Origin of the sequence: Neiella marina (genome assembly GCF_002165625.1) — a bacterium.
GTDB classification, from domain to species: Bacteria; Pseudomonadota; Gammaproteobacteria; order Enterobacterales; family Neiellaceae; genus Neiella; species Neiella marina.
Genome location: NZ_NGNS01000002.1, coordinates 327,489 through 350,660, shown reverse-complemented (window position 1 = coordinate 350,660; position 23,172 = coordinate 327,489). Strand labels below are relative to the sequence as shown.

General features: G+C 48.6%; 20 protein-coding genes. 8 read left to right on the top strand and 12 right to left on the bottom strand.

Going from position 1 to position 23,172, the window contains the following annotated elements; translation table 11 throughout:
* Positions 1-135 precede the first annotated feature (135 nt).
* The 6 genes from flgE to CBE68_RS03370 form a co-directional block, all read right to left on the bottom strand.
* Positions 136-1,560 (bottom strand): flagellar hook protein FlgE, encoded by a 1,425-nt coding sequence (gene flgE, locus CBE68_RS03395; RefSeq protein ID WP_087504641.1) that lies wholly within the window; start codon positions 1,558-1,560, stop codon positions 136-138.
* 27 nt (positions 1,561-1,587) lie between these two features.
* Entirely contained in the window at positions 1,588-2,283 is a 696-nt protein-coding gene (locus tag CBE68_RS03390) for a flagellar hook assembly protein FlgD (protein ID WP_087504640.1), read from the bottom strand.
* A gap of 15 nt (positions 2,284-2,298) precedes the next feature.
* Positions 2,299-2,712 carry a flagellar basal body rod protein FlgC gene (gene flgC, locus CBE68_RS03385; RefSeq protein ID WP_087504639.1) on the bottom strand — a complete coding sequence of 138 codons (414 nt, stop codon included), beginning with the start codon at positions 2,710-2,712 and terminating at the stop codon, positions 2,299-2,301.
* 2 nt (positions 2,713-2,714) lie between these two features.
* Positions 2,715-3,116, bottom strand: coding sequence for a flagellar basal body rod protein FlgB (gene flgB / locus CBE68_RS03380; RefSeq protein WP_087504638.1), 402 nt, complete (start codon positions 3,114-3,116; stop codon positions 2,715-2,717).
* A 115-nt stretch (positions 3,117-3,231) separates the two neighbouring features.
* Complete coding sequence (locus tag CBE68_RS03375; protein ID WP_188708032.1) at positions 3,232-4,047, bottom strand: CheR family methyltransferase; 816 nt, start codon at positions 4,045-4,047, stop codon at positions 3,232-3,234.
* A gap of 54 nt (positions 4,048-4,101) precedes the next feature.
* Positions 4,102-5,028 carry a chemotaxis protein CheV gene (locus tag CBE68_RS03370; RefSeq protein ID WP_087504636.1) on the bottom strand — a complete coding sequence of 309 codons (927 nt, stop codon included), beginning with the start codon at positions 5,026-5,028 and terminating at the stop codon, positions 4,102-4,104.
* A gap of 129 nt (positions 5,029-5,157) precedes the next feature.
* On the opposite strand from CBE68_RS03370, the gene flgA reads away from it, so the two are divergent.
* The 5 genes from flgA to CBE68_RS03345 all read left to right on the top strand — a co-directional run bounded on the left by flgA (position 5,158) and on the right by CBE68_RS03345 (position 8,869).
* The gene (gene flgA, locus CBE68_RS03365; RefSeq protein WP_158100480.1) at positions 5,158-5,877 is read left to right on the top strand and encodes a flagellar basal body P-ring formation chaperone FlgA; all 720 of its coding nucleotides are present in this window, start codon (positions 5,158-5,160) and stop codon (positions 5,875-5,877) included.
* Positions 5,878-5,951: 74 nt separating this feature from the next.
* Positions 5,952-6,305: a flagellar biosynthesis anti-sigma factor FlgM gene (flgM, locus tag CBE68_RS03360; RefSeq protein WP_087504634.1), complete on the top strand. Its 354-nt coding sequence runs from the start codon at positions 5,952-5,954 to the stop codon at positions 6,303-6,305.
* Positions 6,305-6,724 carry a flagellar protein FlgN gene (gene flgN, locus CBE68_RS03355; RefSeq protein WP_087504633.1) on the top strand — a complete coding sequence of 140 codons (420 nt, stop codon included), beginning with the start codon at positions 6,305-6,307 and terminating at the stop codon, positions 6,722-6,724. Before flgM ends, flgN begins: the two co-directional genes overlap by 1 nt.
* A 441-nt stretch (positions 6,725-7,165) precedes the next feature.
* On the top strand, positions 7,166-7,468 hold the full coding sequence (hpf, locus tag CBE68_RS03350; protein WP_087504632.1) for a ribosome hibernation-promoting factor, HPF/YfiA family: 303 nt from the start codon (positions 7,166-7,168) through the stop codon (positions 7,466-7,468).
* 234 nt (positions 7,469-7,702) lie between these two features.
* Positions 7,703-8,869, top strand: a complete 1,167-nt coding sequence (locus tag CBE68_RS03345; RefSeq protein ID WP_087504631.1) for a chorismate mutase — start codon at positions 7,703-7,705, stop codon at positions 8,867-8,869.
* An 86-nt stretch (positions 8,870-8,955) separates the two neighbouring features.
* On the opposite strand, the gene purL is transcribed toward CBE68_RS03345, so the two are convergent.
* Complete coding sequence (gene purL, locus CBE68_RS03340) at positions 8,956-12,849, bottom strand: phosphoribosylformylglycinamidine synthase (RefSeq protein WP_087504630.1); 3,894 nt, start codon at positions 12,847-12,849, stop codon at positions 8,956-8,958.
* A 172-nt stretch (positions 12,850-13,021) separates the two neighbouring features.
* Between purL and mltF the strand changes: the two genes are divergently transcribed.
* Complete coding sequence (gene mltF, locus CBE68_RS03335; RefSeq protein WP_087504629.1) at positions 13,022-14,539, top strand: membrane-bound lytic murein transglycosylase MltF; 1,518 nt, start codon at positions 13,022-13,024, stop codon at positions 14,537-14,539.
* A gap of 180 nt (positions 14,540-14,719) precedes the next feature.
* On the opposite strand, the gene tadA is transcribed toward mltF, so the two are convergent.
* Entirely contained in the window at positions 14,720-15,217 is a 498-nt protein-coding gene (gene tadA, locus CBE68_RS03330; protein ID WP_188708035.1) for a tRNA adenosine(34) deaminase TadA, read from the bottom strand.
* A gap of 186 nt (positions 15,218-15,403) precedes the next feature.
* On the opposite strand from tadA, the gene CBE68_RS03325 reads away from it, so the two are divergent.
* On the top strand, positions 15,404-17,008 hold the full coding sequence (locus CBE68_RS03325; protein ID WP_087504627.1) for a methyl-accepting chemotaxis protein: 1,605 nt from the start codon (positions 15,404-15,406) through the stop codon (positions 17,006-17,008).
* Between the two features lie 29 nt (positions 17,009-17,037).
* On the opposite strand, the gene CBE68_RS03320 is transcribed toward CBE68_RS03325, so the two are convergent.
* Positions 17,038-17,415, bottom strand: a complete 378-nt coding sequence (locus tag CBE68_RS03320) for a hypothetical protein (protein ID WP_143824473.1) — start codon at positions 17,413-17,415, stop codon at positions 17,038-17,040.
* 300 nt (positions 17,416-17,715) lie between these two features.
* On the opposite strand from CBE68_RS03320, the gene CBE68_RS03315 reads away from it, so the two are divergent.
* A complete protein-coding gene (locus CBE68_RS03315; RefSeq protein ID WP_188708037.1) occupies positions 17,716-18,477 on the top strand; it encodes a TerC family protein in 762 nt (253 codons plus the stop codon).
* An 81-nt stretch (positions 18,478-18,558) separates the two neighbouring features.
* Here the strand turns inward: CBE68_RS03315 and guaA are convergent, their stop codons facing one another.
* The 3 genes from guaA to CBE68_RS03300 all read right to left on the bottom strand — a co-directional run bounded on the left by guaA (position 18,559) and on the right by CBE68_RS03300 (position 23,123).
* Complete coding sequence (guaA, locus tag CBE68_RS03310) at positions 18,559-20,136, bottom strand: glutamine-hydrolyzing GMP synthase (protein WP_087504624.1); 1,578 nt, start codon at positions 20,134-20,136, stop codon at positions 18,559-18,561.
* Between the two features lie 123 nt (positions 20,137-20,259).
* Positions 20,260-21,723 (bottom strand): IMP dehydrogenase, encoded by a 1,464-nt coding sequence (guaB, locus tag CBE68_RS03305; RefSeq protein ID WP_087504623.1) that lies wholly within the window; start codon positions 21,721-21,723, stop codon positions 20,260-20,262.
* Between the two features lie 215 nt (positions 21,724-21,938).
* Complete coding sequence (locus CBE68_RS03300; RefSeq protein ID WP_143824472.1) at positions 21,939-23,123, bottom strand: GGDEF domain-containing protein; 1,185 nt, start codon at positions 23,121-23,123, stop codon at positions 21,939-21,941.
* Positions 23,124-23,172: the final 49 nt, after the last annotated feature.

Below are 23,172 nucleotides of genomic sequence, written 5' to 3'. Positions count from 1 at the left end.
TTCAGTTAAAGTGCTGTGGCAAGGATGGCTCAAATTACAAGCCATCCTTGAAGGGTACGAGCTAGCCAAGTCTCTTGAACTCTAAGATGTGATCAAGAGACAGGCCACAAGGCAGCCTTTGTCACCGTCCAGCGATTATCGAATCTGAAGAATATTCTGGGTAATGGTGTTGTTCACTTCCAATGCTCGACTGTTAGCCTGGAAGTTCCGCTGAGCGGTAATCAAATCAACTAATTCAGTGGTGAGGTTAACATTGGATTGTTCAATAGTACCTGAACGAATCTTACCAAACGAACCTGAATCAGGTTCACCGGCGAGGGCATCTCCAGAAGCCTGTGTTGTTTGCCATGAGGTGTTACCGATTTGTGCCAATCCCTGTGAGTTGGCAACTGTCACCAATGCAATTTTACCAAGCGGTTCGGTAAAGCCATTACTGTAAGTTGCCTGCACTAGCCCGTTAGTAGCAATATCAATCCCGGTCAAGCGGCCAACCGTAATACCATCTTGAGTCAGGCTATTGACCTGAAATGCCGAAGCGTACTGAGTTGGGTTGCTTTGATTAATCGTAATTTGCTGCGTCACGTCAGCACCGCCCATATCCAATCCAGCACCTGAGCTGGTGCCCGGCGGAGGCGCAGCGACAGTACCAATCGGAATGGTTGTGACTGTATTTCCATTGTTGATGTTATTTAGGGTACCGTCAGAATTAAACTCAATGTAATGACCTGCGGTATCACCAGCTACTGGCGTTACCGCACCAGTTTGTTCGTTCCCACTACCATCTGGATAGACGTCACCAGCAGCGTTAGCAGTATGATCAACAGATAATGGCACGGTATCGGTACCGTTGGAAATGGTGTAATAAACTTCCCAACGATTCGGATTGTTTGTCGCATCAAAGTCTTTCCGATAATACGTCGTTTGGACGTAACTTTGGCCCAGTGAGTCATAAACGGTTACTGAAGTAGCAGCATTGTAAGTATCAGGATTAGTCCAATCAAAAGCCACCGGTCCAGGAGGAGCTCCGCCATCATCAGGAGCTGCAGCGCTACTTGGTAAGTTGACACTAATATCAACATTCTCTGTCGCTGTTGGATCACCTGCTGAACTCGGAATTTGCAAAGGTTGGGTGGAAGCAAGTGAAATGGACGAAACCGTGCCATCATCATTCACAGGGAAAGTTCGCAAGTACTCGCCTGCCGAGTTGACTACATAGTTTTCAGCATCAAGCTTCCAAGCACCAGCACGAGTCAGGTTGACGATTTGATCACCGAGCTCGGGGCTAGTGGCAAAGAAACCTTCACCATCAACGGCCATATCTAGCGAGTTGTTGGTAAACAGGAAGCTACCCTGATTAAATTGTTGTGCGACAGAAGCCGTGGTGACACCTTCACCTACCTTGGTTTGGCTATTGGTGAAAATACTGCTGGAATAGACATCGGCAAATTCCGCACGAGATTCTTTGAACCCGTAAGTGTTCACATTGGCGATGTTGTTTGCGGTGACGTCGAGATCTTTCTGCGACGCATTCAAACCGCTCAATGCAATGTTAAATGACATAACTGCTCTCCTGTATACGGAATTCGTTTAACCTTCAGCGACTTCTAATACATCGCTTAACTTGATGCCGCCCAAGCCACTCAGGTTGAGGGTGGCGCCATCTAAAGAATTACTTAAACTGACACTTTGCACATTGGCATAAACGGCTGTTGGCGGCTCTGTCGCCTTACCATCTTGCAAACCATTTGCCCGAATGATGTAGTTGCCAGGCTCTACCGGATTACCAGCAAGGTCTGTGCCATCCCACTCGAATTTGACATTACCAGCCGACTGATCACCCATCTCAATGGTGTTAATCACTTGTCCTGTCTCGTCTTCAATGCGAATAGTGAGATTACTCGTTGGCAACTCAAGCGCCACGATGCCATCAATACCGTCACCGCTATGGTGGCCAGTGTTTGCCGGTACCAGCACATTTTGGCCGACTAAGGTTGATGCTTGCAGCGCCTGAGAAGAGCTCATTAGGGCGTTCATATCACCAATTTGATCGTTGAGCTGAGTGATGCCCTCTGCCGTGCTAAACGATGTCATTTGCGAGATCATCTCAGCGTTTTCTACTGGCTTGAACGGATCTTGGTAGGCCAACTGCTGAGTTAGCAGAGCAAAGAAATCTTCTTGCGTCAGTTCACTTCGCTCTTCTTCTGTTTCGTATTTCGCCCCATCAGAAGTCTCCAGTCGCATGGAGTCCAAGTAGGGGTTGGTAACTGTTGTATCTATACTCATTTATTTCCCCCTCGCTTACTGGCCAAGAGTCAGGGTTCTTTGCAACATCATTTTGGCTGCATCTGCCACTTGCACACTGGTTTGATAAGAGCGAGATGCAGAAATCATGTTCGACATTTCTTCCACCACATTGACGTTAGGCTTGAAAATGTAACCATCTTCGTTCGCCATTGGGTGATTCGGAGCGTATTCAATGTTGAGCGGGCGGTCACTTTCCACCACGCCGAGTACTTGTACCGGAACGCTATGCTCACCATTCACCGCTTTATTCAGTTCTGCAGCAAATACCGGCTGACGGGCTCGATAGGTCTCATTGGCACTGCTAGAGACACTATTGGCGTTGGCCAAATTACTGGCGGTAGTGTTAATGCGGACCGACTGCGCTGACATGGCAGAGCCAGAAACGTCCAGTACGTTAAATAAGCTCATGATTATTCTCCTTTCAGCGCTTTAGTTAGGCCTTTGAATTTACTATCCAGAAATCTAACACTCGCTTGATACTCCAGCGCATTCTGTAAGTAGCTATTCCGCTCTGTCTGCATATTGACGGTGTTACCATCGCCGGTGTCTGGCTGGTTGGGCACACGAAATTTCAATTCGGGGGACAATTGGCTTGAGCCGGTAATATGTTTGCCATCGGTTTTGGCAAGATGTTGCCGGCTTGCGACATTACCTTGTGCCTTAGCAAAAGCAGCTTTGAAGTCGACGTCTCGAGCTTTGTAGCCTGGGGTATCGGCATTCGCCATATTAGAGGCCAGCACTTCCGCTCGCTCAGATCGAATTCCGAGTGTGTGCTGATGCACACCGAGTGCTCTATCAAAACTAATCGCCATTGCAAATCCTCCGTAAGTGGAGAACATAAAGCAACGTTTGTGCCAGACTGATTTTTGACGCTTGAAGGAAAGCGCCAGACTCACTTAATAGTAAGCCCAGCGACAATGAAGGAGGTTACTTTTTGACCTTGTAAACAATGCCCGGATTGCAACGAATCATTTCGAACTTGTCAGTCAATCCCGAAATCGATTCCGACGCCCCTAACATGAGGTATCCACCAGGGTTTAACGCCGACGCAAACTGGGAAATAATTTTTGCTTTTACGTCAGATGAGAAATAAATCAATACGTTGCGACAAAAGATAATATCGAAACGGCCCAATAGCGCATAGCTTTCAAGTAAGTTGGCATAGCGGAATGAAACCTGCTGTCTTACCTTGGCATTTAGCCGCCAACGACCGCTATCATTGGTGCCCTGCTCAAAAAACTGTCGCCGGCGCTCAGGCGATAATCCACGAGATAGCGCCAGCTCGTCATACTCTGCGGTTTTGCATTGATCCAGCATGGTCGATGAAATATCGGTCGCCAAAATTTCGACACCTCTTGCCAAGGCTCCAGGCTTCGACATTTGATATTCCAGCGACGTCATCGACAGAGAATAGGGCTCTTGCCCCGAAGAGCAGGCGGCCGACCAGATTCGGACCGGGCGGCTCATGCCATGAAAATCGGCAAAGAGCTGCTTTTTCAATAATTCAAAAGGGTAACCATCACGAAACCATAGGGTTTCATTGGTGGTCATGGCGTCGATTACCGTAGCGCGCAGCTCTCGCTGACTCGGCACTTGCAGTGCTTTCAGAACTTCAGTGAGATTCTTATAGTTGAAGTTCGTCAACACTGGCGCCAAACGGCTCCGAACCAGATATTGCTTGTTGTCGCCCAACACTATGCCCGAGTGCTTTTCCAAGTACTCTCGAAAGGCATTGTATTCCATGTCCGTTAAATTCTTTGGCACTGATTACCTCGAATACCGCCTAAAACAGTCAATCTAGAGGGCCGCTTCTACTGCTTGCTGAACAGCTTCAGCCAACTCATCAGGATTAAACTTAGGGATAAAGTTATTTGCCCCAACCTTACTTACCATGGCTTCGTTGAACACACCACTGAGGGATGTATGCAAAATAATGTGTAGCTTATTTAAGTCAGGATCATTTCGCAGTTCTGCTGTAAGGGTATAGCCGTCCATCTCTGGCATTTCAATGTCTGAGATGAGAACAGGCATCCAGTCGTGCAACGGGCTATGCTGTTTGGCCAGCTCTCTGAGTTGCTCCAGAGCCTCTTTGCCGTCACGAGCCAGGTGAATTTCCATGCCCAATGGTGACAGCGCTCGTTTGATTTGGTTGCGTGCGACACTTGAGTCGTCAGCAATCATGATGGCTCGACCAGTGTTTGCTTGTGCAACATTCTCATCGATGACATCTTCACTGACTTCAGTAGAAACAGGGTTGATCTCGTCGAGAATCTTCTCAACGTCAAGGATCTCAACAAGCTCCTTTTCAATTTCAGTAACCGCAGTCAAATAACTTGCTCGTCCCGAACCTGAAGGCGGCGGCTGAATCGACTCCCAATTAACATTCACAATGCGTTCAACACTGGAAACCAAGAAGCCTTGGGTGGAGCGGTTGTATTCGGCAATTACGATAAAGCAATTTTCAATATCTTGAATGGCGCGACCGCCGGTTGCCAAACTCATATCAATGACCGATATGGTATTACCACGTATGTGCGCAATGCCGCGGATAAACGGATGACGTTTTGGCATTGCAGTCAAGGTTGGGCATTGAAGCACTTCCTTTACTTTAAACACGTTAATGCCATATCGCTGACGAGTCCCCAGTTTGAAGAGCAACAGCTCTAACCGGTTTTGGCCAACAAGTTGAGTTCTTTGGTTTACTGAATCCAGGATCCCAGCCATGAATGCAACCTCACTTCTGGTGCAACTAGGTGGCACAGCCTTTGCGTGACACCTTTGAAATTAATTGCTTGTGTCAGAGTCTCGACACTCGCAGGTTTATACATCATAGCTGAATCTATGGGAAATCAGATGAAAAATCCAAACGGATTTAGCACCTTACTTACAGTGCTTATCCTGACTGTCGGTTGCGTCACATCATTCACATCGAGAGCAGCCTTTTCGCTCGATGATCTTCGTCAGCAAGTGCGAGAGTTTATCGAGTCGCAAGTGGAAAGCAATGACACGACCCGCTGGGAAATCGGTATTCGTGGTTTAGACCCGCGGATTAAGCTGGCAGATTGCCCGAATGATTTGAGCTTTAAAGTAAGTGGCAACAAACAAGCTATATCTCGAAATAGCACGATTCACACCCAATGCATTGCTGAGTCTGGTGACGTAATTTGGTCACTTTATGTACCGACACAGATAAAAAAACTGCAAGCAGCAGTCATCACAACAACGGCAATAGCCAGCGGGCACGTGCTCGAAGAGGCTGATGTGGCCATAGAATACCGTGATACATTTTCATTACGCGGTGGCTATTTCACCGATCCATCGGAAGTACTAGGCTCCAAATCGCGACAATCGGTGAGTGCCAATCAAGTCATTCGCAAACGATCGTTATGCCAAGTGTGTAAAGGTGAAGACGTCATTATCGAAGCAGCGGGCAGCGGCCTGCGCATCAAAACCGAAGGGCTCGCACTCAACAATGGTACCCAAGGCGATACCATACGCGTTCAAAACAAGCGGTCTGGCCGGAAAATAAATGCCGTTGTCGTTGCCACCGGCAAGGTTCAGATAAAAATTTGATAAATTCATTAAAGATTTTTTTAATCGCTCCGATATACTAGGCAGAGAAACGATCTTTCGAGTTGGAATCAATTATGGCTATCGACACAAACCGCGTGCAAGGAAATCCTGGCAATCAGGTGAAAGGCTCGACTGCCGGTAAGTCTGAAGTTCAGATTCAACAAAATAGACAAACTACCCAATCCCAAAGCCAATCAAACCAGCAGGCAAGCCCTGCTGCGGTAAAAGATTCGGTGTCACTCACTCAACAAGCCCAATCATTAGGTAGCATGCAACGAGCCATGGCAAGTTCCCCTTCATTCAGCCAGGAGCGAGTTGCGAACATCAAAAAAGCGATCGCTGAGGGCCAATACAAAGTTGACCCTGAAAAATTGGCCCAAAAACTGCAGGCTTTCGAGAAAGAACTCGGAAATCTGACAGGCGCCTAATGAACCAGCAACACGCAGCAACAGCCCTATTAGAAAAACAGCTTGAACGACTCAAACTACTGCAGCAGCTTCTAACCGAGGAGCAGCGCGTTTTGGTCGAGCGCCAACTAGATTCCTTAGCGAGTATCCCGCCGCAGAAAACAGCCTTACTGAAAGAGCTTCAAATTGGCGATCAGGCACTTGCCAAACATCAACTAGATACCGCCGAACTAAAGCAACAAGCCACCAAAGCCAAATCGCTGCTCAAACTTTGCAAAGAGCTCAACGAGAGCAATGGCCGGATGATCGCTCTGGCAATGACCAGTATCGGCCGCTTACAAAATGTTCTGGCAAAAGCGAGCAAGCAGTCAGGGGTGACATACAATGCCCAAGGCGGTACCAGTAATCTAGGCCGCTCAGGCAACGTGGTATCGGTGTAACGAGATAAAACTCACATTAATATCATAATGTTCGCCAAATTCTTGACAGCAGAAGCTGTTGCGCCTTTCAATAGCTCATCTTTTAACCGTTTAAGACTAAAGTGGCTGATTCGATGACGATTTATTTGGTGCTTGGATTGTTAGCAATAGTGTTTGCTTTAGAGTTTATGTTTGGCCTTGGCTTGCGAAGCAACAGAAAAGACGGTTCTCGCCAGTAGCACGGGTTAAATTACTACCACCTATCTGTCCTCGGCAGGCTCTATATATTAGCTTAATGTAACTGAGTGGTTGCAAAGAGCCATCTTCCTCAAGCCGTTATTGCAGTCCTTCTCACAAATAATCTGGGAACTTTTTTCCGCCTTCACGAAATTGATTTGCATCACATTATTCTCCGTGTCAGTTCGTATTCTGATTTCGAGGCAAGCAAAAAAGGAGCCCACGATGAATATCGAAATCACCTGTAAAACAATGCCTGTTACCCCTTCCATTCGCGAGCACATCAGCTATGCATTTAGCAAACTAGAGCGTCTTGACGTCCAGCTGATCAACCCTCGTGTCGTTATTGAAAAAGATGGCAACGACATTATGGTCGAAGCCCGTATCCTCACTCCGGGCAATGAAATCTTCGCCAAGGCGAATCATGAGAACTTTCAAACGGCCACCAATCGTCTTGTCGATAAGCTGAAACAGCAGGTGATCCGTCATCGGGGCAAACAAACAACAGCGAGAACTCAAGCCGCATAAAACTTCAAGTCAAAGCGAGTACGTCAAGGGCGTACTCGCGTCAATTTTGGTTGACAGCAGCCGCCCTATTCCTTAGATTGTCAGCCATGAAACGACTCCAACAACACCTGATTTTTTCGTTTTTTACCACCTCATAGCGGGTGGTTGTGTTGTATTGAGCGGATACCAAACACAGGCCTCCCACACAACGGGAGGCCTTTTTTGTTTTAGATGTAAAAGTTGCAAGGACAAGCCATGTCTTCACCTGATTTGAACGAGGTTCGCCTACAGATCTCGCAAACGGATAGCGATTTGCTCAAGCTTTTGGCCCAGCGACGCGCGCTGAGCATTGAAGTTGCCAAAAGTAAACTCGCCAGCAGCAAGCCAATTCGGGATACCAGCCGCGAGCAACAGCTACTTGTTGAACTCATTGAGCAAGGCAAACCGCTAGAGCTCGATTCACATTACGTGACGCAAGTGTTTCATAGCGTGATTGAAGATTCGGTGTTACTCCAACAGGCTTACTTACAGCAACACATCAATCCAGAGACCATCGCCAATAAAGTCAGAGTGGCATTTCTCGGTCAACAGGGGTCATATAGTCACCTAGCGGCACATAAATACTTCGCTCGCCGAGCCGAAGAGGTCATTGAACACGGCTGTAAGAACTTCAAAGAAATTATCGCCAAAGTCGAAAATGGCTTAGCTGACTATGCACTGTTGCCGATTGAAAACACCTCTTCTGGTGGTATCAATGAGGTGTACGATGTGCTGCAGCACACCAGCTTACATATCATCGGTGAACTATCCGTGCCAGTAGAGCACTGTTTACTGGTTGCCACCGACACGACCGAAGAAAAAATTCGAACCATTTACTCTCACTTCCAACCTATCGCGCAATGCAGCGACTATCTTGGCATGCTTTCCGATGTCACGGTCGAGCGAACCGATGCCACATCCCATGCCTTTGAAGTGGTCGCCAACATGAAGCGTGATGATGTCGCTGCCATCGGCAACGCCGAAGGAGGCAGACTCTATGGCTTAACGCCAATCCGCACAGGGTTGGCCAATCAAGCGCAGAACTTTAGCCGCTTTATCGTTATTGCTCGTAAACCAGTTGATGTTGCTGAGCAAATTCCGGCTAAAACAACCTTTATCATGTCGGTAAAACAACGTCCTGGTGCGCTGGTAGATGCCTTGCTGATTTTGAAGCAAAACAATATCAACATGTGCAAGCTAGAATCGCGACCAATTCCGGGCAACCCTTGGGAAGAGATGTTTTACGTGGATGTTGAGTGCAACGTTAAAAGCAGCAATATGCAATTGGCGATGGAGCAGTTGCAAGACATTACAACCTTTATCAAAGTGCTAGGCTGCTACCCCAGCGACGACATCAAGCCCACGGAGCCGGAGCTCGATTAACAGTTGTTAAATTTCAAGAAATAGAGAATCACATAATAAAAAACGGAGCCTAAGCTCCGTTTTTTATCAATTCGCTCTCAGGCCTATTAGCCAACAAATACGCGAGCATTGCGGAACAGCCGCATCCATGGGCTATCTTCTTGCCAGCTATCTGGCGCCCAGGAGTTACTTACTGCACGGAAGACTCGTTCAGGGTGCGGCATCATAATAGTGGCGCGACCATCAGCAGAAGTCACCGAAGTAATACCTTGCGGTGAACCGTTAGGGTTGAGTGGGTATTGTTCGGTAAACTGACCGTTATTATCCACGTAGTTCATCGCCACTGTACCTGATTGCTGCAGTGCAGCAAGGGCATCCGTGTTGGCAAATTCAGTGCGACCTTCGCCGTGCGATACTGCGATAGGCATGCGTGACCCTGCCATTCCTTTGAACAGCACCGATGGGCTTTCGGCGATCTTCACTGTGCTAAAGCGCGCTTCAAAGCGTTCAGAATTGTTACGAACGAATCGTGGCCACAACTCGGCACCTGGGATCAGGCCTTTCAAGTTAGACATCATCTGGCAACCGTTACACACCCCTAAACTAAAAGTGTCTTGGCGATGGAAGAAGCCTTGGAAGGCATCGCGAGCTTGGCTGTTGAACAGAATAGACTTAGCCCAACCTTCACCTGCCCCCAACACGTCACCATATGAGAAGCCACCGCAAGCAACCAGACCTTTGAATTGATCAAAGTCGATATCGCCCGCCAGTACGTCGCTCATGTGAACGTCAATTGCAGCAAAGCCCGCACGGTCAAAAGCTGCCGCCATTTCAACGTGAGAGTTCACGCCCTGCTCGCGCAAGATAGCGATCTTAGGTGCGGCGCCGGTGCCAATGTATGGCGCCGCCACGTCTTGGTTTAGATCGTAGCCTAGATCAACTTGGATGCCCGGGTCGGCAGCATTAGCTTTGGCATCAAACTCTTGCTTAGCGCACTCTGGGTTATCACGGAGCGCTTGCATGTTGTGAGTCGTTTCAGCCCACGCCATACGGAAGTGAGTACGAGTGTTACTCAGAACGTTTGTGTCACCGCGAACAAAGTCGATGGTATCAGTATCGTTTAGACCACCAATCACGTGTACGTAATCAGCCAAACCGTTGTCCGCGAATACTTTCAATACCGCAGCACGCTCGGCTGCGGCAATTTGCACAACAGCACCAAGTTCTTCGCTGTAGAGCGCAGCCAGATCATTGTCACCAAGATTGGCAATATCAACGGTCACGCCGGTGTGGCCAGCAAAGGCCATTTCCGCCACCGTGGTGAACAAGCCACCGTCAGAGCGGTCATGGTAAGCGAGTAACTTCTCGTCTTGCACCAAGGCTTGGATGGCATTGAAGAATTGCAACAACAATTGGTTGTCATCTAGATCTGGCGCAACATCACCTAACTGCTTGTAAACCTGTGCCAAACAAGAAGCGCCCAAACGGTTTTGACCTTTACCTAAGTCAACGAGCAATAACTCAGTGTCACCTTTGTCTGTGCGCAGCTGTGGCGTCACCGATTGGCGAACATCCAGCACACGGCTGAACGCAGTAATAACCAGAGACATTGGCGCTGTTACCGACTTATCTTCACCGTTATCTTGCCAGCGAGTCTTCATCGACATCGAGTCTTTACCCACAGGGATGGTTAAACCAACTTCAGCACACAACTCTTCACCGACAGCTTTTACTGCTTCGTACAGACCGGCGTCTTCACCTGGGTGACCGGCAGCTGACATCCAGTTGGCTGACAGCTTAATGCGCTTAAGCTCACCAATGGAGTTAGCGGCAATGTTGGTAATGGATTCAGCAACCGCCAAACGAGCTGAAGCTCCGAAGTCCAGCAGCGCAACCGGCGTGCGCTCGCCCATCGACATGGCTTCACCTGCGTAAGTATCGAACGACGCAGTGGTCACCGCACAGTTGGCTACCGGTACCTGCCAAGGGCCAACCATTTGATCCTGCGCCACCATACCGGTCACAGTACGGTCGCCAATGGTCACCAAGAAAGTCTTCTCAGCAATGGTTGGTAAACGCAATAAGCGCTCTGCTGCATCAGCTGGAGTTACGTCATCCAACTTCAGCGCTTGGCCAGCAGCTTTGGCAGATTGCACATCACGGTGCATCTTCGGCGGCTTGCCAAGCAATACATCAAGTGGCAAGTCGATTGGGGTGTTTTCGAAATGGCTATCGTGCAACTTCAGCGATTGCTCCGCTGTAGCATCACCAATCACCGCAAATGGCGCACGCTCTCTCTTACAAATGGCTTCAAAGACATCCAATTGGTCAGGGTTGATTGCCAGCACATAGCGCTCTTGCGATTCGTTACACCAAATCTCAAGTGGGCTCATGCCCGGCTCATCGTTTGGTACGTTGCGCAAGTGGAATTCACCACCACAGCCGCCATCATGAACCAGCTCAGGGAATGCGTTTGATAGACCACCAGCACCAACATCATGGATAAAGGCGATTGGGTTGTTATCGCCCAACTGCCAGCAGCGATCGATGGCTTCCTGACAGCGACGTTCCATTTCTGGGTTATCACGCTGTACCGAAGCAAAATCCAAATCTTCGCTTGATTGGCCAGATGCCATTGATGAAGCAGCACCGCCGCCCAAACCGATGTTCATTGCCGGGCCACCCAACACAACTAGCTTAGAGCCAGCTTCGAATGGGGTTTTAATGACGTGCTCGTCTCGGATATTACCAATACCGCCAGCCAACATAATTGGCTTGTGGTAGCCGCGAACTTCCTCGCCCGCGTGGCTGTTGACTTGTTCTTCATAGGTTCGGAAGTAGCCAAGCAAAGCCGGGCGGCCAAATTCGTTGTTAAAGGCTGCGCCACCCAATGGGCCGTCCATCATGATGTCGAAGGCAGAAACGATACGGGCAGGCTTACCAAAATCAGTTTCCCAAGGCTGTTCAGCACCTGGAATACGCAGGTTAGATACCGAGAACCCCACCAAGCCCGCTTTTGGCTTGGCGCCTTTACCGGTTGCACCTTCGTCACGAATCTCACCGCCGGAGCCGGTTGCCGCGCCGGGCCAAGGAGAAATGGCCGTTGGGTGGTTGTGAGTCTCAACCTTCATCAGAATTTGAATGTCTTCCTGATGATAACCGTATTCGCGAGTCTGAGGGTCTGCAAAGAAGCGGCCTGCTGCGGTGCCTTCCATCACAGCGGCATTATCTGAGTATGCAGACAGAACGTAATCTGGCGTTTGCTCGAAGGTGTTCTTGATCATTTTGAACAGCGATTTCGGCTGTTCGACGCCATCAATGGTCCAATCGGCATTGAAAATCTTATGGCGGCAGTGCTCAGAGTTGGCCTGCGCAAACATGTAGAGTTCAATGTCGTTAGGGTTGCGCCCAAGCTTGATGAAACTCTCGACCAAGTAGTCGATTTCATCTTCGGCCAGAGCCAAACCTAAATCAACATTCGCCTTGGCCAATGCCTCTCGACCACCGGCAAGAATATCGACCGAACTGTGCGGGGCTGGGGTGTGATGCTGGAACAAAGCTTCCGCTTCATTCATATCAGCAAACACCACTTCCATCATGCGATCGTGCAATAAAGATTTCAGCACTGTGGTTTGCTCCACAGTTAACTCACCTTCGACCTTGATGTAATAGGCAGTGCCACGCTCAATGCGTACGATAGCATCTAGACCACAGTTGTGAGCAATGTCAGTTGCCTTGGTCGACCACGGCGAAATCGTGCCAGGCCTCGGCGTCACCAACATCAGTGCACCAATGGGTTCGTGTTCCGCAATCGTTGGACCGTAGGTCAGGATCTGAGCCAGCTCAGCCTGTTGCTCCGTGGTCAGTTGGCCGTTAAGCTCAACGAAGTGCATGTACTCAGCATAAATATCAACGATAGGAAGCTGATTTTTTGAACAAGCAGCCAGTAATTTCTGGATACGAAAGTCGGATAATGCAGGCGCGCCGCGTAGAATTTCCATAGACGGTATTGGACTCTATATCTGAAAGGATAGAAGGTATTGAGGCGCGCTATTATAGGCAAAAATTCGTTCAAATGCAGCGATTACCAACAATCGAGTGCAAGATCTTTTAATGAAGCTAAAATGAGGCTTAGATTAATAGCTCAGCTATATGATTAATAAATAAAAATTTATGAGAAGTTGGCGTTCAAAGCAGTTGTTTGTTTGGTTTATTCTGGCGTTATCTACCGTGCTGGCGGGATGTTTGCCGCAAACTCAGCAGGCCGACTCCCACCTCCAACTGATTCAACAGCGTGGTGTTTTGCGAGTCGGTACCTTGTTTGGTGCCACCACCTACATGCAAGCGCAATCAGGTGAAACAGGACTGGAGTACGACCTAGCCCATTCATTTGCCAGATATCTTGGCGTTGAACTGCAGATGGTGCCAGTCCATCACATTGACATGCTGTTCAGCAAACTCGAGGCCAATGAAATTGATTTGGCCGCTGCTGGCTTAACGCCAACATCAAAGCGCCGCAACCAATTCCGCTTTGGTCCCAGCTACTATCAAGTCACTCAGAAAGTGGTATTCAAGAAAGGTAATCGTTGGCCGCTGAGTTTGAGTCAGGTACCCGGCGAGCTGGTGGTGATGGCAAATAGTGCCCATGCCGAAAAGCTAACAGAGAAGCAACAGCAATACCCTGATCTGAAATGGCGTGAAAGTGCCAACGATAATAGTGACTCGCTGCTGATGAAGGTGTTGTCTGGCGATATCGACTACACTCTGGTCGACTCCACTCAACTTGATTCAATGCGCCGTTTTCACCCCGAGCTGTCAGTTGCTTTCTCGCTCGATGATGAGCAAAACATTGCTTGGGCCTTTTCCGATTCCGACGACGACAGCTTGTTCGGCATCGCTATTGAATATTTTAGTTGGATCAACGAGCAAGGCTTGCTGGCCGAAATCGAGCATAAATATTTCAGCCATATCAATGAATTTGATTATGTCGATACGCGCGCATTTATTCGCGCTACCAAGCGTAAATTGCCGCGTTATCGGAAACTATTTGAACGCTATGCCCAACCCATTGACTGGGAGTTATTGGCTGCTATCAGCTACCAAGAATCTCACTGGAACCCAAAGGCGACATCCTTTACTGGTGTCCGCGGCATGATGATGTTGACCCAAGCAACAGCATCTGGGGTCGGCGTCACAGATAGGCTCGATCCGGAACAAAGCATCATGGGCGGGGCCAAGTATCTGGAGAAGATGCTGGCTCGAATCCCCGACAAAGTGCCAGAAAATGAACGCATGTGGTTTGCCCTTGCGGCCTATAATGTTGGGTATGGTCACCTTGTCGATGCAATGAGGATCACGGAGATTCGCGGCAAAAACCGCTATGCTTGGTTGGACGTGCAAGAAAGTTTACCGCTTTTGCGCAAACGACAGTGGTACAAGCAAACTAAATTTGGCTATGCCCGCGGTGATGAACCCGTTCGCTACGTTCGCAATATTCGCCGCTATTATGAAACATTATTGTGGTTAGAGCGCCAAGCTTCCCGAAAAAAGGAACTTGAGCGTCAACAAGATCGCTTCTCTAACATTAACGAGCTAATGGAGAAATTAGAGGAACCCGAGGAACAACCGAGCAACACCGACGAAGCAGAAGCAGTGCCAGCGGCAGAACCTCAGGCAACTCCTCAGCAGTAACGTTCATCGAATTGTAATAATTGGCAAGTGTAATGGCGGAGAACTGAAAATGAGGTTGAAACCAATGCGTAAAACTCGCACCAGAAGCCAAAACTTAAGACGATTCATGCAAGTAAAACGAACCAAGCGCAATATTTATGCGCGCTTGCGCAAGCAACATACAATGTTTTTAGCCGACAATTAGTCGGCAGACTCTGACTGCTGGCGCGCTTTTTTCAGCGCCTTTTGTTGCTCTCGTTTGTTTCGGAAAAAGCGCCGCAACTGCTCGGCGCAACGCTCTTGCTCGACCCCGCCAACCACTTCAACTTGATGATTGAGCTGTGCCGATTGCAGTAATTGAAACACTGAACCCGCAGCGCCCGTGCGCGGATCGGAAGCACCGTAAACAAGCCGGCCGACTCGAGCATGTACCATGGCGCCTGCGCACATTGGGCAAGGCTCCAACGTCACATATAGCGTGGTGTTTGTCAGGCGATAGTTATTGATCCGCTCACCGGCTTGGCGCAAAGCCATGATCTCAGCGTGAGCGGTTGGGTCGTGGCCACAAATACTTTGGTTATATCCTTCAGCAAGCAATTCACCGTTTTCATCAACCAATACCGCACCAACTGGCACTTCGCCAAGCTGCTCTGCTTGCTCGGCCAATTCGATAGCACGTTGCATCCACTTTTGATCCACAGTTTTCTCCGAAACAATTTGCGCTCGCTATTGAACCACAAAACTCTAGCTCCCCCTAGGACAGCGATACACCTAATAACCACAGATTAAGTGTGACTGTTATAACAATGCCGGTATCTGACACCACCGATACTGGCATTTGAGATTATAGTTTTTGCAACACTCGTCACTGATTGTTATCTGCTAATGAAGCAACTCTCCATCGCAGCCAAGCTTTATCTGACCATGTCATTGGTCGGCCTCACGCTACTGCTGATGACACTGTCATTTACCTATCAGCACGAACGTAACTTGGTTCGTCAAATGGCTTCGAATCAAGCAACCGCATTAGCCAGTAGTTATTTTGAGTCGGTCAACACCCTGATGCTCTCTGGCGCGATGACACAACAACCCTTGCTCCATCAAAAGATGCTATCGCAAGCCAATGTGGAGCAACTTGAGATCATTCGAGGACAATCGGTGACCGCGATGTTTGGCAGCAGCAAGCAAGCGACCACGGATGATGAATTGAGCCGCCGCGCGCTCAATGGTGAAGCGATTGAACAATTCAGCTCTTCAGCAAGCGAGCCCTTACTCACCATCCTGACTCCTATCGTGATGACGTCCAACCATGATGGCATTGATTGTCTAATGTGCCATGCGACAAGTACCGAAGGGGAAATAGGTGGCGCCGTGCGAATTCACTACTCTCTGGCCGATGCCGAACAAAGAATCTATCAAGCCCTTTGGCAACAAGCAGGCTTGTTAGCCGTGGTATTCGTAATAGGCATTGCTGCGCTGGCATTGGTTTTCAGGCGGACCGTCGTTGCGAGACTAAACGATCTTCGCAAAAAGCTGGCTCTGATTTCCCATCAGTCTGATCTATCGATTGAGTTGAGAAATCAGCATTCAGATGAAATTGGTCAGGTTTATCGCTCTATCGAGCAATTATTGAAGCAATTTCACCACAGTGTTGAGCAACTCGCATCGCACACTCACCTGTTGCATGATACCGCCGAGCAAGTCCATCACGTCGCGGCATCAACAGAAAAATCAGTGGTTGAATTAAAAGAAGGTACGGATTCTGTCGCGACCACCATGACGCAAATGGAATCCTCTTCTGCTGAAGTACTGCAAAATGCCAAGTACACCGCAGAGCGTTCTGCATCGGCCAATCAGCAAGCACGAAGTGGCGCCCAAGAATCGCAACGAGTTCGGGAGCAGATCGAACAGTTGGCTAAGTTAGTTGCTTCTGCCAGCGACAGCCTTGAACAATTAGAAGAGCGCAGTGATAAGGTCAGTACCGTGGTCGAGGTCATATCGTCGATAGCCGAACAGACCAACCTGTTGGCGTTAAATGCCGCGATTGAAGCGGCGCGTGCTGGCGAGCAAGGCCGAGGTTTTTCAGTTGTTGCAGATGAAGTGCGCTCTTTGGCCAATCGTACCCATGATTCCACCGACGAAATAAAGGCTATTAATGAGGAGTTGCGGCAGCAAAAAAATCAGGTGTTCACTATCATCGAACAAGTTATCCAATCGGCACAGGATTCGTCTGGCAGTATTCAACATTTAGCTGAGCAACTCCAGACCATAGAAACCCAAAGTGATGAAATATCGAAGCTAAATGCCCAAGTTGCACAAGCTGCCAACGAGCAAACGAAGGCGATGGAAGAAATCAATCGTCATCTTGGTGCCATTCGGCAAATAGCAGAACAATCCGCTGAAGATGCAGCGACAGATAATGCCATTAGCGATAAGGTTGTTAGTCTGTCGGAAAAACTCGAAGCTATAGTGAACGCTTACAAACTATGATCCACTTCATGCTTGCAGTCAGCTCATAGTCACTCAGCTATTTGTGGCGTCGGGGTATTGGGTGTCATAGCTCTTGTCGCCGGTAAGTTTTGCAATAAGTAGCGAGTTAACTCTTCGCATTGTTGGGCGCGTCCAGCATCATCTAGCTGCCCCCAGTTTTGCTCAACCATATGGAGAAAGACATCAACCACCGACTCCATTGTCCTTCCCTGCTCAGCAGCCATAGAGGTGATCGTTTGGCGGCCCAGTTCGATATCTGATTGATGACCCACTAGCCATTGTTGATAGGCGGTCTTGATCGGTGATAGTTGATTCTGCTGCCAACACATGTCACTAAGAGACTGGTACATCACTGAACGAGCGAACAGTTGATGATTTGGATCGACAGCGCTTGGCTCCTCGCTCATTGCACTGCTTGATAGAACTATTGCCAGCCCCGCCATTACCAACGATTTCAATCTACCCTTCATTATTTGCTCGCTATCCTTCGAGAATAAGTTGTCTGCTGCAAGCCTATTTGAAAAGGCTGCAAAAGCCTAGCTCCGAAGCTTGCTCACATGAGCTATGCAGCATTTGTTCTTAAATGAATAATGATTGTGTTATTCGATGATTGCGATTAGCAAAACTGGCGAACAGCGGAAAGCAATCCATACTGCCTACAGCAACAGCATCATTGAAGAACAATAACGAATAGAGGCGGCAAGCGAATGATGGAATGGATGAACTCGCCAGAAGCTTGGATTGCGCTGGGAACCTTAACGCTGCTGGAAGTTGTGCTGGGAATCGACAACATTATATTTATTTCGATTCTGTGTGGTAGGTTGCCCAAAGCGATGCGAGCCAAGGCCCGTTACATTGGCTTATCAGTGGCATTGTTCGCCAGAATTGCGTTGCTGCTATCAATTACTTGGGTAATGGGGTTGACGGCGCCAATCATTGAAATCATGGGCAATGCCATCAGTGGTCGTGATTTGATATTGATCGGTGGCGGCTTGTTTCTGCTCGCCAAAAGTACTCACGAAATCCATAATTCGCTGGAAGGTGACGAAGAGCAGCATGCCTCAGCCGTACAAGCAACTTTTGGCGCCGTCATTATTCAAATCGTACTGATTGATATCGTCTTCAGTTTTGATTCTGTGATCACCGCTGTCGGCATCGCCAAGCATGTGCCAGTGATGATTATTGCTATGGTTATCGCCGTAGTGGTGATGATGCTGGCGGCATCCAGCATTGCTGAATTTGTTGAGAATCACCCGACAGTAAAAATGCTAGCACTGAGCTTCTTAGTGTTACTCGGCTTCACTTTGATCGCAGAAGGGTTTGAACTGCATATTCCGAAAGGTTACATCTACTTTGCCATGGCGTTTTCACTGGGAGTCGAAATGCTCAACCTGAGAATGAAAAAGAAACGCCAGAAAACGGTGCGCCTTCATAATCCTCGTAAAGCCAAGTTAGAAAACGCTGACTAACGATGAGCGCTTGGTAACGCCAAGCCACAGCAAATAAAAAAGCCAGCAAACGCTGGCTTTTTTATGTTGATACGAGCGCAATTACTCCCACTCGATGGTAGCAGGCGGCTTGCCTGATACATCGTAAACCACACGCGAAATGCCGTCGATTTCGTTAATGATGCGGTTTGACACCTTACCCAAGAAATCATATGGCAAATGTGCCCAATGAGCGGTCATAAAGTCGATGGTTTCCACCGCACGCAGTGACACAACCCAATCGTATTTACGGCCGTCACCCATCACACCAACTGAACGAACCGGCAGAAACACAGTAAAGGCTTGGCTAACTTTGTGGTACAGGTCAGCTGCATGAAGCTCTTCGATGAAGATAGCATCGGCACGGCGCAGCAGATCGCAGTATTCTTTTTTCACTTCACCAAGCACCCGAACACCTAAGCCAGGACCAGGGAATGGGTGGCGATACAGCATGTCGTATGGCAAGCCTAGCTCAAGGCCGATCTTGCGGACTTCGTCCTTGAACAGCTCTTTGAGTGGCTCGACCAAACCGAGCTCCATGTCTTCTGGCAAACCACCGACATTGTGGTGTGACTTAATCACATGGGCTTTACCCGTTTTCGACGCCGCTGATTCAATCACATCAGGGTAAATGGTGCCTTGTGCTAACCATTTCACATCAGTTTGTTTGCCGGCCTCTTCATCGAATACTTCAATGAAGGTATGGCCGATTTTCTTACGCTTGGCCTCTGGATCGGCTTCCCCAGCAAGTGCATTTAAGAAGCGTTCTTCGGCTTTGACATGAACAATGTTGAGACCGAAGTGATCACCGAACATTTCCATCACTTGTTCGCCTTCGTTCAACCGCAGCAGGCCGTTATCGACAAAAACGCAAGTCAAGTTTGGACCGATAGCGCGATGCAGCAACATGGCAACAACTGAGCTATCAACACCGCCAGACAAGCCAAGAATGACCTTGTCATTACCCACTTGCTTTTTAATGGTTTCAATGGCGTTTTCAATGATTGAAGCGGAAGTCCACAGCTTCTCACACTGACAAATTTGAACAACAAAATGCTCTAGAATACGCATACCTTGGCGGGTATGGGTTACTTCAGGGTGGAATTGAACACCGTAGAAATGGCGTGACTCATCGGCCATTGCGGCGTACGGGCAAGACGAAGTCTGAGCAATGGTGGTGAAGCCTTCTGGAATGCTGGCAACTTTATCGCCGTGGCTCATCCAGACATCCAGCAACGCATTGCCATTGTCACCGACGTGATCTTCGATGGCATCAAACAGCGCGCTTTTGGCAATCAACTCAACTTGCGCATAACCGAATTCACGATGCTCAGAACCTTGTACCGACCCACCGAGTTGGTGTGCCATCGTTTGCATGCCATAACAAACACCCAAAACAGGGACACCAGCGTTGAACACATACTCTGGCGCTCGCGGAGAGCCAGCTTCAGTGACACTTTCAGGGCCACCTGACAAGATGATGCCTTGTGGGTTGAAATCGCGAATGTCCTGCTCGGTCACATCCCACGCCCAAAGCTCACAATAAACACCCAATTCACGAATGCGGCGGGCAATAAGTTGGGTGTACTGGGAACCAAAGTCCAGAATCAGAATTTTATGGTCGTGGATGTCTTTGCTCATGATGTTGCAATTCTCACTTTGCGAAATAACAAAACGAGGACGGCAACTGTCTCCAAACAGCGGTCGTCCTCGAGCACAGCCAGCTTGACGATAATGAGTTCAAGCCAGCAAACAGCAATTAATTTAGCCCAAACGGTAGTTTGGTGCTTCTTTAGTAATGGTCACGTCGTGAACGTGCGATTCACCCATACCGGCGCTAGTCACTTTGACAAACTCGGCCTTGGTGCGCAGCTCATCAATAGTGGCACAGCCCGTCAGGCCCATGCATGAACGTAAACCACCCATTTGTTGGTGGATAATACCGTTCAATGTGCCTTTGTATGGGATACGACCTTCAATGCCCTCAGGAACGAGCTTGTCTGCGGCATTATCACTCTGGAAATAGCGATCAGACGACCCTTTTGACATTGCTCCAAGAGAGCCCATACCGCGATAGCTCTTGAACGCTCGGCCTTGATATAGCTCGATTTCACCAGGCGCTTCATCCGTACCGGCAAACATGGAACCCACCATGACGCATGAGGCGCCAGCGGCAATCGCTTTAGCCAAATCACCAGAATAACGAATACCGCCATCAGCGATCACTGGCACACCGCGCTCTTTGAGCGCTTCAACGGCATCAGAAACCGCAGTAATTTGCGGTACACCGACACCAGTAACGATCCGAGTGGTACAAATCGAACCTGGACCAATTCCGACTTTTACTGCGTCACAGCCAGCATCAGCCAGGGCGATGGCACCAGCGCCCGTAGCAACATTACCACCGATAATTTGCACCTGTGGATAAGCATCTTTGGTGGCACGAATACGGTTTAGTACGCCTTGCGAATGACCATGGCTGGAATCCACCAGCAACACATCAACACCGGCTTCCACCAGCGCTGCAACTCGTTCTTCGTTGCCTTCACCGGCACCAACTGCTGCACCAACACGCAAGCGGCCTTGAGCATCTTTACAGGCATTCGGTTTACGTTCGGCTTTTTTGAAATCTTTTACGGTGATCATACCGCGTAGTTTAAAGCCATCATTGACCACCAAAATCTTCTCAATTCGGTGTTCGTGCATCAGATGTTGTACGTCTTCTCGGCTGGCGCTTTCATGCACAGTAACCAGCTTGTCTTTTGCCGTCATGATGTCTTTGACTTGCTTACCTAGGTCGCGCTCAAAACGAACATCACGGCTAGTCACAATGCCGATCAAATCATTGTCAGCATTGACTACAGGGAAGCCTGAGAAGCCTAGCTTCTGCTGCAAGTGAATCAATTCACCGATCGAAAGTTCGGGGCCAACAGTGGTTGGTTCGTCGACCATGCCACTCTCGTACTTTTTAACAATACGAACTTGTTCAGCTTGCGCTTCGATCGACATATTTTTGTGGATAAAGCCAATACCACCTTCCTGGGCAAGCGCAATCGCAAGACGCGCTTCGGTCACCGTATCCATGGCGGCAGACAGCATCGGAATATTGAGATCAATGGTCTTTGTCAGACGGGTACGAAGGTCCGCCGTATTTGGTAAAACTTCTGAATGGGCTGGGACAAGCAAAACGTCATCAAACGTTAGTGCTTCTTTAGCAATTCTTAGCATGATGCAACTCTCAACCTAGCAAGTGACGGTCATTTGGTTGCGGCCGTATTCTACCGATAAGGCAGAGTTGAAACAAATAAATATTTGAGGAATATCACGCCATGACTATTGTTTTTGGCAATTAGCTGTAAAGCCAGCACTACGACAAGGGTTTTGCCAACCCCCAGTTAAGGCTGAGGCTCAGTTTCGCTAAGGTGAGTTCGTTAATCTTGGTGTCAGAGAATGACTTGACATACTTTATTGCGGCCACTGTTCTTGGCTTGGTAAAGTGCCGTATCAGCTTCTTTAATGAGTCGTTCAACAGCTGGTTTTGCCGTTGGTTTGATGGATGCACAGCCCAAACTAGCAGTGAAACGCAGCGAAGGCTGGTCCGGCAAGCTCGTTAATTCTATTCGTTGTCGTAACTTGTCGGCGTGGGCTTGTAACTCATCCGGTTCAATGCCCGGCAGCACCAGCAGGAATTCCTCACCGCCATAGCGCACTGCATAATCGGTCGATCGTTGAGCCATTTGCTTCATTAAATCGGCAACATGTTGCAGTGCCGCATCACCGACCGGGTGACCAAAGCCATCGTTGATCGATTTAAAATGATCGACATCCAACAAAATCACAGATAGCCATTGCTGATGGCGCCGGCACGACTGCCAATCCAATTTGATCTGTTTGTCGAAGTACAAGCGATTATTTAAGCCCGTCAATGTATCAGTGATAGAAAGCTGCTCGAGCTTTGCTTGGGCGCTCGTTAAGCGTTCTCGTTCGCCTTGTAATACTAAGTTGTGGATGTATTGCTGGCGGCGATCTGTCTCCAGCCGAAATGCCGCATACACTCCGATCCCGCCAATGGTCACAAATAGAGTCAAGTGAGTTGCAATGACATCAGTGGGTAAAGGCCCTGCCCCAATAACCAATAAATAGTTACCAATCATCATTACCACCGCGACGACCAGCAACCTTGGCGGCAGTTGAAAAAACACACAAGTGCCCAAGATGACCGCAGCAGTGCCATTCTGATAGCTGTAACCTCCAGATTGGGCAACAACTTGACCGACCTCAACCACCACCGCATTGCAAAACAGGCTGGTGACAAAAATCATACGGTGAATCCAGGGTGCCGATAACAAAGAGAAAGAAACAAAATAGACTGCCGCAGCAACAAGCAAAAAAGCTAGCCGAAGGGGCCACAAAGATTCCCATAAATGGGGAAAAGTAAGCCAGTCGTAGATTGAAAAAGCGCCAAAAATAATGAATGAAAATTGCGTGCTGGTACGAATCTTTGGTAACTCAGCTTGCAAAAAGTGACGCTGATAGTGGTCTTCCAGCAAGTCTGGGAAAGGTTGAATACCTACTTTGTTAGCGACCTTGTTGGCCAACAGGTACATGTCGGATTGTGGTTGATTCAATCGCAGCTCCAAACTAATGCATTAACTCAATATACAGTGTCGCAAAAAC

Coding starts and splice junctions, on each gene's coding strand:
- flgE (WP_087504641.1), bottom strand. CDS start 1,560: ATGTCATTTAACATTGCATTGAGCGGTTTGAATGCGTCGCAGAAAGAT.
- CBE68_RS03390 (WP_087504640.1), bottom strand. CDS start 2,283: ATGAGTATAGATACAACAGTTACCAACCCCTACTTGGACTCCATGCGA.
- flgC (WP_087504639.1), bottom strand. CDS start 2,712: ATGAGCTTATTTAACGTACTGGACGTTTCTGGCTCTGCCATGTCAGCG.
- guaA (WP_087504624.1), bottom strand. CDS start 20,136: ATGAGCAAAGACATCCACGACCATAAAATTCTGATTCTGGACTTTGGT.
- CBE68_RS03375 (WP_188708032.1), bottom strand. CDS start 4,047: ATGGAATACAATGCCTTTCGAGAGTACTTGGAAAAGCACTCGGGCATA.
- flgA (WP_158100480.1), top strand. CDS start 5,158: ATGAAAAATCCAAACGGATTTAGCACCTTACTTACAGTGCTTATCCTG.
- hpf (WP_087504632.1), top strand. CDS start 7,166: ATGAATATCGAAATCACCTGTAAAACAATGCCTGTTACCCCTTCCATT.
- CBE68_RS03370 (WP_087504636.1), bottom strand. CDS start 5,028: ATGGCTGGGATCCTGGATTCAGTAAACCAAAGAACTCAACTTGTTGGC.
- flgM (WP_087504634.1), top strand. CDS start 5,952: ATGGCTATCGACACAAACCGCGTGCAAGGAAATCCTGGCAATCAGGTG.
- flgN (WP_087504633.1), top strand. CDS start 6,305: ATGAACCAGCAACACGCAGCAACAGCCCTATTAGAAAAACAGCTTGAA.
- flgB (WP_087504638.1), bottom strand. CDS start 3,116: ATGGCGATTAGTTTTGATAGAGCACTCGGTGTGCATCAGCACACACTC.
- CBE68_RS03325 (WP_087504627.1), top strand. CDS start 15,404: ATGAAGCAACTCTCCATCGCAGCCAAGCTTTATCTGACCATGTCATTG.
- CBE68_RS03315 (WP_188708037.1), top strand. CDS start 17,716: ATGATGGAATGGATGAACTCGCCAGAAGCTTGGATTGCGCTGGGAACC.
- mltF (WP_087504629.1), top strand. CDS start 13,022: ATGAGAAGTTGGCGTTCAAAGCAGTTGTTTGTTTGGTTTATTCTGGCG.
- CBE68_RS03320 (WP_143824473.1), bottom strand. CDS start 17,415: ATGAGCGAGGAGCCAAGCGCTGTCGATCCAAATCATCAACTGTTCGCT.
- CBE68_RS03345 (WP_087504631.1), top strand. CDS start 7,703: ATGTCTTCACCTGATTTGAACGAGGTTCGCCTACAGATCTCGCAAACG.
- guaB (WP_087504623.1), bottom strand. CDS start 21,723: ATGCTAAGAATTGCTAAAGAAGCACTAACGTTTGATGACGTTTTGCTT.
- purL (WP_087504630.1), bottom strand. CDS start 12,849: ATGGAAATTCTACGCGGCGCGCCTGCATTATCCGACTTTCGTATCCAG.